11 protein-coding genes are annotated in these 11,535 nt (G+C 67.1%); 3 read left to right on the top strand and 8 right to left on the bottom strand.

Annotation, left to right across the window (positions count from 1 at the left end; all coding sequences use genetic code 11):
• Positions 1 to 280 precede the first annotated feature (280 nt).
• From sucD to AC1DW4_RS06815, 4 genes are all read right to left on the bottom strand, one after another.
• Positions 281 to 1,183, bottom strand: a complete 903-nt coding sequence (gene sucD, locus AC1DW4_RS06800; protein WP_477016493.1) for a succinate--CoA ligase subunit alpha — start codon at positions 1,181 to 1,183, stop codon at positions 281 to 283.
• Between the two features lie 58 nt (positions 1,184 to 1,241).
• Entirely contained in the window at positions 1,242 to 2,432 is a 1,191-nt protein-coding gene (gene sucC / locus AC1DW4_RS06805) for an ADP-forming succinate--CoA ligase subunit beta (RefSeq protein WP_477016494.1), read from the bottom strand.
• Positions 2,433 to 2,510: 78 nt separating this feature from the next.
• Positions 2,511 to 3,836, bottom strand: coding sequence for a spinster family MFS transporter (locus AC1DW4_RS06810; RefSeq protein WP_477016495.1), 1,326 nt, complete (start codon positions 3,834 to 3,836; stop codon positions 2,511 to 2,513).
• 158 nt (positions 3,837 to 3,994) lie between these two features.
• Positions 3,995 to 6,247, bottom strand: a complete 2,253-nt coding sequence (locus tag AC1DW4_RS06815; RefSeq protein WP_477016496.1) for a TonB-dependent receptor — start codon at positions 6,245 to 6,247, stop codon at positions 3,995 to 3,997.
• Positions 6,248 to 6,427: 180 nt separating this feature from the next.
• Here AC1DW4_RS06815 and AC1DW4_RS06820 point away from each other — a divergent pair, with 180 nt between their 5' ends.
• Entirely contained in the window at positions 6,428 to 7,153 is a 726-nt protein-coding gene (locus tag AC1DW4_RS06820) for a TetR/AcrR family transcriptional regulator (RefSeq protein ID WP_477016497.1), read from the top strand.
• 13 nt (positions 7,154 to 7,166) lie between these two features.
• Here the strand turns inward: AC1DW4_RS06820 and AC1DW4_RS06825 are convergent, their stop codons facing one another.
• Together AC1DW4_RS06825 and AC1DW4_RS06830 are read right to left on the bottom strand one after the other, a co-directional pair.
• On the bottom strand, positions 7,167 to 7,697 hold the full coding sequence (locus AC1DW4_RS06825) for a DUF2306 domain-containing protein (protein ID WP_477016498.1): 531 nt from the start codon (positions 7,695 to 7,697) through the stop codon (positions 7,167 to 7,169).
• A 101-nt stretch (positions 7,698 to 7,798) separates the two neighbouring features.
• On the bottom strand, positions 7,799 to 8,224 hold the full coding sequence (locus tag AC1DW4_RS06830; RefSeq protein ID WP_477016499.1) for a DUF2141 domain-containing protein: 426 nt from the start codon (positions 8,222 to 8,224) through the stop codon (positions 7,799 to 7,801).
• Positions 8,225 to 8,294: 70 nt separating this feature from the next.
• On the opposite strand from AC1DW4_RS06830, the gene AC1DW4_RS06835 reads away from it, so the two are divergent.
• Positions 8,295 to 9,077 (top strand): LytTR family DNA-binding domain-containing protein, encoded by a 783-nt coding sequence (locus AC1DW4_RS06835; RefSeq protein WP_477016500.1) that lies wholly within the window; start codon positions 8,295 to 8,297, stop codon positions 9,075 to 9,077.
• On the opposite strand, the gene AC1DW4_RS06840 is transcribed toward AC1DW4_RS06835, so the two are convergent.
• Positions 9,074 to 10,540 carry a carotenoid oxygenase family protein gene (locus tag AC1DW4_RS06840; protein ID WP_477016501.1) on the bottom strand — a complete coding sequence of 489 codons (1,467 nt, stop codon included), beginning with the start codon at positions 10,538 to 10,540 and terminating at the stop codon, positions 9,074 to 9,076. The genes AC1DW4_RS06835 and AC1DW4_RS06840 overlap by 4 nt on opposite strands.
• 82 nt (positions 10,541 to 10,622) lie before the next feature.
• Positions 10,623 to 11,048, bottom strand: coding sequence for a DUF2141 domain-containing protein (locus tag AC1DW4_RS06845; protein ID WP_477016502.1), 426 nt, complete (start codon positions 11,046 to 11,048; stop codon positions 10,623 to 10,625).
• A 239-nt stretch (positions 11,049 to 11,287) separates the two neighbouring features.
• Here AC1DW4_RS06845 and AC1DW4_RS06850 point away from each other — a divergent pair, with 239 nt between their 5' ends.
• Positions 11,288 to 11,521 (top strand): hypothetical protein, encoded by a 234-nt coding sequence (locus tag AC1DW4_RS06850; protein ID WP_477016503.1) that lies wholly within the window; start codon positions 11,288 to 11,290, stop codon positions 11,519 to 11,521.
• Positions 11,522 to 11,535: the final 14 nt, after the last annotated feature.

Below are 11,535 nucleotides of genomic sequence, written 5' to 3' on the forward strand. Positions count from 1 at the left end.
CCGACTTCGGCCCCGGGGTTCATCAGCGGTCACATCCGCGTGAGGCCAGCGCGGTTGATATAGGCGCTGTTTCCTTATCGGTCATGACCGAAGGAGGGCGAAATGGGAGAAAAATGCCCTTCTCCCCTTGCGGGAGAAGGTGGCCGAGCGAAGCGAGGTCGGATGAGGGGTGACTCCCGGACTGTCCGGTCAGCACCTGCTCACCTCACCAGGTATGCATCAGCATACCCCTCATCCGCCCCTCCGGGGCACCTTCTCCCGCAAGGGGAGAAGGACATCTTCAGCCCTTCAGAACCTCGACCAGCGTCTTGCCGAGACGCGCCGGCGAGGGCGACATGGTGATGCCGGCGGCTTCCATGGCCGCGATCTTGCTCTCCGCATCGCCCTTGCCGCCTGAAACGACGGCCCCGGCGTGGCCCATGGTGCGGCCCTTGGGTGCGGTCCGACCGGCGATGAAGCCGGCCATGGGCTTCTTGCGGCCCTTCTTCGCTTCGTCGATCAGGAACTGGGCGGCCTCTTCCTCGGCACCGCCGCCGATCTCGCCGATCATGATGATCGAGGTCGTCTCGGGATCGGCCAGGAACATCTCCAGCACGTCGATGAACTCGGTGCCCTTGACCGGGTCGCCGCCGATGCCGACGGCCGTCGTCTGGCCCAGGCCCTCGTTCGTCGTCTGGAACACCGCCTCATAGGTCAGGGTGCCGGAGCGCGACAGGATGCCGACCGAGCCCTTCTGGAAGATGGAGCCCGGCATGATGCCGATCTTGCATTCGTCAGGCGTCAAGATGCCGGGGCAGTTGGGGCCCAGCAGGCGGGACTTGGAGCCTTCCAGGTGCCGCTTGACCTTGACCATGTCCAGCACGGGAATGCCTTCGGTGATGCAGGTGATGAAGGGGATTTCGGCATCGATCGCCTCGATGATCGCGGCCGCCGCGCCCGACGGCGGAACGTAGATCACGCTGGCGTCCGCGCCTGTCGCGTCCTTCGCTTCGGCCACCGAGGCGTAGATCGGCAGGCTTTCGCCGTTGGAGCCGGTCCAGTTCGTGCCGCCCTTGGTCGGGTGCACGCCCGCGACCATCTGCGTGCCGTGGTAGGCCAGCGCCTGTTCCGTATGGAACCCGCCCGTCTTGCCGGTCAGGCCCTGGACGATGATCTTGGTGTTCTTGTCGACGAGAATGGACATGGGTCTATCGATCTCTGGATGTGTCTGTCAGCAGGGCGGTGGAGACTGAGCTGAAAGCTCAGCCGACCGCCGCGACGATCTTCTGGGCGGCGTCGTCGAGGTCGTCGGCGGCCTGGATGGTCAGGCCGCTCTCGTTCAGGATTTTCTTGCCCAGTTCGGCGTTGGTGCCTTCCAGGCGAACGACCAGCGGCACTTTCAGGCCCACTTCCTTCACGGCCGCGACCACGCCCTCGGCGATGACGTCGCACTTCATGATGCCGCCGAAGATGTTGACCAGGATGCCCTGGACGTTGGGGTCGGCGGTGATGATCTTGAAGGCCGCCGCGACCTTGTCCTTGCCGGCGCCGCCGCCGACGTCGCAGAAGTTGGCGGGCTCCTTGCCGTACAGCTTGATGATGTCCATCGTCGCCATGGCCAGGCCCGCTCCGTTGACCATGCATCCGATGTTGCCGTCCAGCGAGACATAGGCGAGGTCCCATTTGGACGCCTCGATCTCCTTGGCGTCTTCCTCGGTCTCGTCGCGCAGTTCCTTCATGTCGTCATGGCGGAACAGGGCGTTGCCGTCGAAGCTGACCTTGGCGTCCAGGACGCGCAGGTGGCCGTCCTTCATGACGATCAGGGGGTTCACCTCCAGCATGTCCATGTCCTTCTCGACGAAGGCCTTGTACAGGATGGGGAACAGGCTCTTGCCGTCCTCGGCGGCCGCGCCGGAGAGGCCGTAGGCGGCGTTGATGGCGGCGATATCGGCGTCGGTCACGCCGGTTTCCGGGTCGATGACGATGGTCTGGATCTTCTCGGGCGTATCGTGGGCGACGGCCTCGATGTCCATGCCGCCTTCGGTCGAGACGACATAGGCGATGCGGCCATGGGCACGGTCGACCAGCAGCGAGCAGTACAGCTCGCGCTCGATGTCGGCCCCGTCCTCGATGTACAGGCGGTTGACCTGCTTGCCGGCCTCACCGGTCTGGGCGGTGACCAGCGTGTTGCCCAGCATTTCCCTGGCGTTCTTGACCACGTCCTCGATGGAGAAGGCCAGGCGCACGCCGCCCTTGGCGTCGGGACCCAGTTCCTTGAACTTGCCCTTGCCGCGCCCGCCGGCGTGGATCTGGGACTTCACGACATAAAGCGGCCCGGGCAGCTGACGGGCGGCCGCCTCGGCCTGGTCGGCGGAGGTGATGGCGACGCCCTCGGCGACCGGCGCGCCAAAGCCCTTCAGGACCTGCTTGGCCTGATATTCGTGGATGTTCATGGGGAGACCGCCGGGAGCTGCGCGAAAGGTGGGGCGCTTATAGGCGCTGGCCCTTCGCAGGTGCAACCGTGCGAAGCCTCAATCCACCCAGTCGCGTCGCAGCGTCCGGGCCGAGATGAACAGCAGGATGGCCGCCAGCGCATAGAACCACTGCCCGACATACAGCGAATATCGCAGCGCCTCCTCGGCGAAGCGGGGCGTCAGATAGTCCGACACCGCGCCCAAGAGATAAATGCCCAACCCGATGCCGACCAGGTTGTTGATCAAGAGGAAGCTGGCCGAGGCCGTGGAGCGCATGTGAGCAGGCACCAGGTGCTGGACCGCTGTGGTCAGCGGTCCCAACCAGGCCAGGGCCAGGGCTTGCGGTACCAGGAAGAGCGCGAACGCCGTCCACTTGTCGGGTGTGTTCATGGCGATGAAGAACAACGGCACGGCGATGATGAAGCCGACGGCGGGAACCAGCGGATAGGTCGCCTTTTTCACGCCCTTGCCCAGCTTGTCGGCCAGCCAGCCGCCCAGCCAGATGCCGGCCGTGCCGCCGATGAACGAGATGCCCGCCATATACCAGGCGCGCTCGGCCCCCTCCATGCCCAGCGACCGCTGGAAGAAGCTGGGCAACCAGAAGGCGGCACCATAGCCATAGACCGACGAACAGGCCGCCCCGAAACCGAGGAACCAGAAACTGGGTTTCTTCAGCAGGATGGCCCAGACCTCGCCGAAGGAGGCGGCCTTAATGGGGGCCAGCGGCGTCACGAAGCCGGAGGCGTCGGCAACGGGCGTCGCCCGGTCGTAGCGACCCCTCACCGGGTCCTTGACCGTCAGCTTCAGCAGCGGGGCAAGGATCACGCCCGCGATCCCGATGACGATGAAGGCCGCGCGCCAGTCTATGGCGGCCGCGATCAGCCCGCCGAACAGATAGCCCAGCGCCGTGCCGATCGAGACCCCGAACGAATAGACCGCCAAGGCCCGTGCGCGCTGCGACTTCGGGAAATAGTCGGCGACCAGGGAATAGGACGGTGCCACGCCTCCGGCCTCGCCGACGCCGACGCCCATGCGTGCCCCGAACAGGAAGGTGAAACCCGTGGCCATGCCGCACAGGGCGGTGAAGCCGGACCAGATGGCCAGCGACGTGGCGATGATCGACGTGCGGCTGACCCGGTCGGCCAGCCACGCGATCGGCAGGGCCAGAGTGGAATAGACGACCGCGAAGGCCGGCCCGCCCAGCAGCCCCAGCTGGCTGTCGGTGAACTTCATCTCGGCCTGGATGTAGGGGGCCAGGATGGCCAGCACCTGCCTGTCGATGAAGTTGAAGGTGTAGACCACCATCAGAAGCCCGAGGACGTAGAAGCGATAGGCCGGCCGCTCCAGCGGGGCGGGCGTGGCCAGGACGTCGTTGGGGCTCATGTCTGTGTATCCTCGCGGACTCATCGTTCCTTGGCCGGGACCGTAGCCGTCCGGATCAAGGCTGCAAAAGAAAAAGGGCGGCGGCCCGATCGAACCGCCGCCCCAGTTTCATCCTCTCGTCCGGGCCGCAATGGGCCGCCCGGGGAGCATCAGCGTCTCTAGTAGCGCACGGTGGCCTTGACCATCACGGTCTGGGGCGCGCCGTAGTAGGCGGTGCGGATGCCGCCCACGGACGAGAACTCCTGGGCGTCGGTCTTGTAGACCTCGTCGGTAAGGTTCTGGCCGTAGACCCCGATGGAATAGCGATCGCTCGGGTCGTTCCAGACGACGCGGGCGTCATAGAGCAGATAGCCGTCCTGGAACACGCCGGGCAGCTTGACGTCGGAGTTCACCGGCGTGTTGTCGACCGCCAGCGCCATCGAGGAGCGGTATCGGACCGCGCCGCCGAAGGTCAGGTTGGAGCCGCCATCCAGATCCCAGACGTACTGCATCCCATAGCGGACCGTCCATTTCGGCGAGAAGGCCGGGGTCTGGAAGGCGCGGCTGCCGTTGAAGGCGGTGAAGCGGCTGTCGCGGAAGGTGTCGTATTCCGCGTTCAGCAGGCCGACCTGGGCATCCATGGTGAAGGCGGGATAGGGCTGGGCGATCATTTCCAGCTCGGCGCCGTTGATCTTCAGTTCGCCGGCGTTGATCACCGACAGGACCGCGACCGGCAGGTTGGTGATCGGATCGGTATCCAGCCCCGACACGCGGGCCTGGAAGTCCTGATAGTTGGTCTGGAAGACCGTGCCGTTCAGGCGCAGGCGGCCGTCCCATGAGGTGGTCTTAACGCCGATCTCGTAGCTGTCGGCGGTTTCCGGCGAATACTCGGTCGCCTCGGCGGCCGAGTTGGCGCGACCGTTGTAGCCGCCCGACTTGAAGCCCTGGGCGAAGCGGGCATAGGCCAGCACGTCCGGCGTGATCTGATAGTCGGCCGACAGCATGATCGACGTGTCGTCGTATTTCGCCACCGGCGGCCGGAACGGGAAGGTCGCGTTGAAGGCCGGCAGGGCGCTGAAGAAGGTCGAGGTCGTGCGGACATAGTCCTTTTCCTCTTCCGTGTAGCGGACGCCGGCGGACAGACGCAGCTGGTCGGTGACCGAATAGGTCAGGTTGCCATAGGCGGCCTTGGAGGTCGTCTCCAGGCTGTCGTCGACCGTGCGCAGGAAGCCGGAGTTCAGGAACAGGGCCCCGAGCAGATCGTCGGCATAGGCCTCCTGATGGGAATCGACGTTCTCCTTCAGGTAATACAGGCCGCCGACCGCGTTGATCGGGCCGGAGTCGTAGGTCAGCTGCAGCTCCTGGCTCACCTGATCCTGATCGACGGCGACCAGGGCCGAGGTGACCTCGCGGGGCGTGGCGTCGAAGTCGATGTAATCGTCGGTGTTCAGCTTGCGATAGGCGGTGATCGACCGCAGTGTCAGGCTGTCGCTGAGGTCCCAGGCGATGTTGGCGGAAATGCCGCGCGATTCCAGGCGGGTGGAGTTCGGCAGGTCCGGATCGACCACGGTCTGGAAGTTATATTCCGGCAGGGGCGACGGCACCGCGACGATCGTCTGGCCGCTGGAGCCGACAAGGCTGTTGGTCGCCTGACCCACCGTCAGACCCGCGTCGTCATGCGAATAGTCGGCGATGATGTCGATGCGCAGATTGTCGGCCGGATCCCAGGCCAGGGTGCCGCGCACGGCCGTCGTATCCTTGTCGTTGTATTCCGCGCCGGTCACCGGGTTGGTGACATAGCCGTCGCGGGTGGAGCGCAGGGCCGACAGGCCGAACGCCAGCTGGTCGGTGATCGGGCCGGACACCGCGCCCTGGACGTCGATCATGTTGTAATCGCCATAGGCGACGGAACCGCGCGCCCGCCAGTCCTGGCCGGGACGACGCGACACCAGCTTCAGCGCGCCACCGATGGTGTTCTTGCCGTACAGCGTCCCCTGCGGTCCGCGCAGGACCTCGACCCGCTCCAGGTCTAGCAGGTCGAACTGGGTCCCGCGGATACGGCTGTAGTAGACATCATCGACATAGACGCCGACGGCCGGATCGAAGGTCTGAAGCGCGTCAGGCTGACCGATGCCGCGAATGTAGATGTTGGTCGCGTTTGACGATCCCCGGCCCTGGACGATGTTCAGGTTGGGCACCGAGCCCTGAAGGTCCAGCACGCCCGTTGCGCCGCGACGCTCCAGCGATTCACCGGAGAAGGCCGAGATGGCCAGAGGCACCGTCTGGACCGATTCCTCGGTGCGGCGGGCGGTGACGACGATGTCGTCGACGGCCGACGGTTCGCCGCTCTGCGCGTCCTGCGCCATCGCCATCGACGAGGCGGCGCTCCATGCTGCGCCAGCCAGCAGCACGCTCTTCATGACCTTGTTCATGCGAAACCCCATCCTGTTGTTCGTTTCCAGCCGTTCGACGCTTTATTCAGCGTTCGATGATTTTCGGGAAACTGACGCCGATTGACACGGGTGTCAAACGGCTCCGCTTCCCGAGCGTAAAGTCGGCAGGTGGCTGTGGCGCCGTTGCACCGACGCGGTCCTCATGGCTAGCTGGCTTCGATGACCAAGCTTGACCTTCCATCTCCGTCGGCTGCGGCTCCCGCCAGACGCGGCCGACCGCCCAAGGTGAGAGCTCAGGCCGAAGGCGGCGATACCCGTGAGGCCATTCTGGACGCGGCCGAGGATCTGTTTTCCAAACACGGCTTCTATGGGGTCACCATCCGCGAGGTGGCGCGCGAGGCGGGCGTGGATACCGCCCTGGTCCACTATTATTTCGGGGCCAAGCGGGGCCTGTTCGACGCGGTCTTCCTGCGCCGGGCCGAGGTCTGGAACGACGAGCGCGTCGCCGCGATCGACCGCTATGCCCTGGCCAACGCCGGGTCCATGACGCTGGAGGGCCTGTTGAGGGCCTTCCTGGATCCGCCGTTCCAGTGGTCGTTGAAGGGCGGGCCGGGCTGGAAGCACTATGCGGCCCTGGTGGCGCAAACCAATGCAAACCCGACGTTTGGGGGCGAGACCATGGCGCGCTATTTCGATCCGGCGATCCGCCGTCTGATCGAGCTGATCCGCACCCTGCTGCCGGAGGCCCGGGAGGTCGATCTGTACTGGGCCTGGCACAATCTGTCGGGGGCCCTGACCCTGACTCTGGGCGAGACGGGGCGGCTGGACCGGCTGTCGGACGGGCTGTGCCGGTCGGGCGATTTGGAAACGGCTTGCGACTACATGGTCCGGTTCGCCGCCGCCGGGTTTCGGGCGGTTTGCCAAAACGCGCAGGGCGCTGCTTGAGAGCGGCCGGTTGCTAACCCAGAAAGACCCGCCACATCAGTCGGCCGGGAAAGAAGGTGAACATCCCCGCGATCAGCAGCGCCCCTACGAACAGGCCGGTCATCCGCGCCCGGTGCGCGGCGATGTCGTGGGTCCGGGCGGCGTAGAGCGCCATCGGCAGGATGATGATGGTCCAGCCGGTGAACAGGTGGATCAACGAGAATGCGCCGTCGTTGATGTTGCGGATGAAGATCGAGCTGATGGCCACGGTCGCCATCGCGATCGCCCAGGTCCAGCCCAGGGTTCGGTGCAGGGTGGTGCCCTTGATGCCCGCCAGCAGGACCACCCCGATCACCAGCGCGATCGCGGCTGCCGCGATATGGACCTGAAGCACGAGGGCCTGACCGGCCAGCAGGGACCAGTCGGGCGCATGAAGGCGGACGGGCAGTCCCCAGCCCGGCGCAACGATGAACAGGAACCATCCCAGAACGGCCGCGCCGATCAGGGGTGGTGCCAACGTCAGGGTCTGGCGAAGGGGGCTCTGGGTCGGGATCACGTGGGTCATGGCGACGGTCCTTGTGGGTTCGAGCCATCGTCCATGCGCGCGCCCCGGCCGCCCAGGGCCACTTCGCCGCCGACCGCGCCGCCTTCGCGAACGGACGCCTCCTACCGCACGGTGAAGGCCGTTCGCGCGCCCCGGGCCGTCACCTCGATCGAGGCGGCGTCGAAGGGTGGGGGTCCGAACCGTCCGCGTGCATCGTTGGAGAAGCCATAGGCCTCCCTCGGCACACCGATGGGCCACAGGGTCAGATCGCCGTTTCCGTCCGTGTCGTGAAACGCCGCCACCGCATAGCGCCCGGGTGCCAGTCCCGGCACGACGACCGAGGTGACCGCGCCTGTGCGCGGCACGGTGCGCGTCGCGACCGGCCCCTCGCCACGGCGGAAGGAGGCTGCGTCGCGATAGACGGCGACGGCGATCGAGCCGCCCGTGCCGCGCGAGGTGATGTCCAGCGTCAAATCGGACGCCAGGGCCGGGCTCGCCAGGGCCAGCGTCGCCAGGGCCGTGACGATCGCCGCGATTGCCAACCTCATCGAAACGCCTTTTGGTGATCCGGGAACGCCCCGACCCCTGATGCCACTCGCCGGAGCCGTCCGTCCAGCCATGACCGCTATCCCCACACCGACCGCGCCGCGTCCGGTTCGTCCGCTGAACACAGGTCTGGCGCGCGGCCTGGGCGTCGCCTCCATCGCGGGGGTGGTGCTGGCCTTGACCGGCGCGTTCGGCACGGTCGAGGTGCCGCTGTGGCTGAGGCTGGCCTACTGGGTGCCCGTGATGCTGGCGGGGGCGTCGTGGGGGCACGTCTGTTCGCGCATCGTCGATCGGTGGATCGACATGGACGAGCGGCCCTGGCTGACGGTCGCGGCGCTGACCGCCGCCATCACCGGCCCGGTCTCGCTGCTGGTGTGGTTCGCGACCGGTCTGGTGTTCGAGGGCCGGGTCTATCCGCTGTCGTCCCTGCCCCTGATGGTCGGGCCGGTGCTGACGATCACAGCGGTGATGAGCGCGATCAACGTCTTCCTGGGCAAGGCCCAGCCGATCCAGACCCACGCCGCCCCGACCGGCACCGCCCCCGCCCGCTTTCCCGACCGCCTGCCGATGAAGCTGCGGGGTGCCGCCATCCGCGCGGTCCAGGCCGAGGACCACTATCTGCGCATCCACACCGATCGGGGCTCCGACCTGATCCTGATGCGCCTGTCCGATGCGCTGGAGGAGCTGGAGGGGCTGGAAGGGTCCCAGACCCACCGCAGCTGGTGGGTCGCGCGGGATGCCGTGCGCGACATATCCCGGGGCGACGGCCGCGCGACTTTGACGCTAGACGGCGGACTTACCGCGCCGGTCAGCCGCCGCTATGCGCGGGCCTTGCGGGAGGCGGGCTGGTACTAGGCTCGCCACGCCCCGTGAAATCCGGCAGGCAGGGCCACGTCGGCCCGCCACGTCGCGACCGGCCCGTCCGCGACCCGCGCCACGTCGAAGACGTGCAGTTCGGTCACGCCTTCGGCCAGATTGATGGATGGCGCGACCAGCCAGGCGTCGCGCTCGGCGGTGGTGCCGGGCTTGGGCACGAACACGGCCTCTTCCATGATCTGGGTGTCGTCGAAGTTGAAGCCGTGGCTGCGACCGGTCTTCCAGTCCTGGATCGCCAGTCCATTGGGAAGCGGTCGACCGCCGCGTTCGCCGGCGACATGGACGGTCAGGTCGCGGGCGAGGCCGGCGCGGCGCGGATCGCCCTTGGGAAACTCTGCCGCCATTCCCGACGACGCCATCTCGGCGCGGCCGTCGGCGTACAGGGTGATCAGCTTCAGCACGCTGGGCCGACCGGGGACCGTGCCGCGTCCGGCGACCAGGATCCGCGCGCCCTCGATGGCGAAGGTATTGTCGACATTGGCCGCGACGTCGAAACGGATGGTGCCGTCCGCCTCTTCCCAGGCATCGCCCAGGTGGAAGAAGGAGAAGGTCTCCAGCTCGAACAGTCGGGTCCGGGTCAGGTCAGCCTTGTCGACCACCAGGATCTGGGTGCCCAGCTCAGGCTTCCAGGCGAACTGGGTCAGAAAGGGCATGCTGCGATGGTCGAACACCCAGGGCTGCAGCACGAAGATCAGCGACCGCTCCGTCGCCGTGAAGTCATGCAGATAGCTGGCGCGCGGCAGGGTCACGACCTGGGCGTCGATCAGACTGCCGTCGCGGTTCAGGTGCCAGACGATGGCCTGCTCGCCATTGGTGCCGACGTTCCAGATCGTGCCGTCCGGCGCGAACCGAGGATGGGCCTGGAACGGCATTCCCTTCAGATCCGAACGCAAGGTCACGAAGTCTTCCGTGGCCAGGGTCGCGGCGTCCATCGCCAGGGGCGCGCCGCCCTCCCACAGCGCCCACACCTTGTCGCCGGTGACCATGACGGCGGTGTTGGCGGCATTGGCGTCGTCGTTGGACCCGATCCGGGCGCGCGCATCGCCGGGAGTGCCGAAGCCCGGCGTGACGACGGCGTCCAGCTCGGTCTCGGTTCGGCGCTTGGGCGTGTCTGCGAACCGGGCCGCCAGGGTCGCGCTCCCTTCGGCGAGCGTGAACGACCGCATAAGGCCGTCGCCGTCGAACCAGTGGGTGGCCGATCCGCCCGGCCTGCGGAACTTGCCCGGACCATTGCGGAACAGGGTCCCCCCCAGCCCCGCCGGTGCCCGGCCATGGACCAGCCGCATGGCGCGCGGCGTGATGTCGCCCTCCAGATCGGCGGTCGCCAAGGCCCAGGGGGCGGCGACGTCCTGGGCGATCGCGGCGCGCACCATCTCTGGCGTGGCGACGGCGGCGGACAGGGCGGCGGCACCCATCAGGACATGGCGGCGGGAGAGGGTCATGGCGCGTCTCATTTGAAAGTGTTGGAACAATCCGGGCTCAAGCAGCGAGCGACCGCGTCGCGAGCGGTAGCCCCCCTAGGCTTCAGCGAATGCTGATCGTCTGGGCCGTCGCGCCGGCCACGGCGAAGTGCGCGCGGTCCCAACCCGCCGGACCCATGTTGCCGACCGCGTTGTTCGAGAAGGCGAAGGGCTCGGTCGGCATGCCGAAGGGATTGGTGTCCATGCGGCCATTGCCGTTCACGTCGTGGAAGGCCTTCACCCCGTAATCCCCGGCCGACAGGCCATCGAAGGTGACCGAGTGCTCGCCAGCGGCGACATCGATGCGGGCGGCGCGGACGGGCTGGCCCCCGCCATAGGTCGCTTCGTCATACAGGGCGACCATCACCGCGCCGGTCTCGGCACCGGTCTCGAAGGTCAGGCTGACCGAAGCCTCAGCGCCGGGTTCGACGGCAAGGGCGGGAGCGGCGGACAGCATTACGGCGACGATCATGGAGGCGGTGCGGAGCATGGCGGGTATCCTCGGCTGGAAGGTCCGACCACCGGCCCTTCGACGACCGACCCTCGGAGAACCGACCGATGGCTGCCAGCGCGTTTGCGGCGATGCCCGCTCGGGGTTCGCGAACGGCGGGGTATGGTCATCGGCGCTGCGTGAACGGACAGGTGGCCGCACGGCCTCCGCCAACGAACGCTTTTCGCGCCGACGTTTGAGGCGCATCATGGCCAGCGACGAAAATCCGGAGACCGTCGATGACCAAGTCCGTTCCCCAGGCCGCGCTCGCCCTGTCCCTCGCACTCGCCGCCTCGGCCTGCGCAAGCACCGGCCGACCGAACAGCTATGCCGCCGAACTGGCTCAGCTGGAGCAAAGCTGCACCGCGCGCGGGGGCATACTGACCCCGGCGGACGTCGGACGACAGCTGGATCGGCCCCAGACAGAATACGCCTGCAAGATCAACGACGGCGGGACGCGACTGCGCGACTGAGCGCACGATTCGAC

It is taken from the genome of Brevundimonas sp. P2_A6 (genome assembly GCF_056404975.1).

Bases quoted from the DNA above. Each gene is read 5' to 3' on its own strand.
- sucD (WP_477016493.1), bottom strand. From the start codon at position 1,183: ATGTCCATTCTCGTCGACAAGAACACCAAGATCATCGTCCAGGGCCTG.
- AC1DW4_RS06845 (WP_477016502.1), bottom strand. From the start codon at position 11,048: ATGCTCCGCACCGCCTCCATGATCGTCGCCGTAATGCTGTCCGCCGCT.
- AC1DW4_RS06840 (WP_477016501.1), bottom strand. From the start codon at position 10,540: ATGACCCTCTCCCGCCGCCATGTCCTGATGGGTGCCGCCGCCCTGTCC.
- AC1DW4_RS06835 (WP_477016500.1), top strand. From the start codon at position 8,295: ATGACCGCTATCCCCACACCGACCGCGCCGCGTCCGGTTCGTCCGCTG.
- AC1DW4_RS06830 (WP_477016499.1), bottom strand. From the start codon at position 8,224: ATGAGGTTGGCAATCGCGGCGATCGTCACGGCCCTGGCGACGCTGGCC.
- AC1DW4_RS06850 (WP_477016503.1), top strand. From the start codon at position 11,288: ATGACCAAGTCCGTTCCCCAGGCCGCGCTCGCCCTGTCCCTCGCACTC.
- AC1DW4_RS06815 (WP_477016496.1), bottom strand. From the start codon at position 6,247: ATGAACAAGGTCATGAAGAGCGTGCTGCTGGCTGGCGCAGCATGGAGC.
- sucC (WP_477016494.1), bottom strand. From the start codon at position 2,432: ATGAACATCCACGAATATCAGGCCAAGCAGGTCCTGAAGGGCTTTGGC.
- AC1DW4_RS06820 (WP_477016497.1), top strand. From the start codon at position 6,428: ATGACCAAGCTTGACCTTCCATCTCCGTCGGCTGCGGCTCCCGCCAGA.
- AC1DW4_RS06810 (WP_477016495.1), bottom strand. From the start codon at position 3,836: ATGAGCCCCAACGACGTCCTGGCCACGCCCGCCCCGCTGGAGCGGCCG.
- AC1DW4_RS06825 (WP_477016498.1), bottom strand. From the start codon at position 7,697: ATGACCCACGTGATCCCGACCCAGAGCCCCCTTCGCCAGACCCTGACG.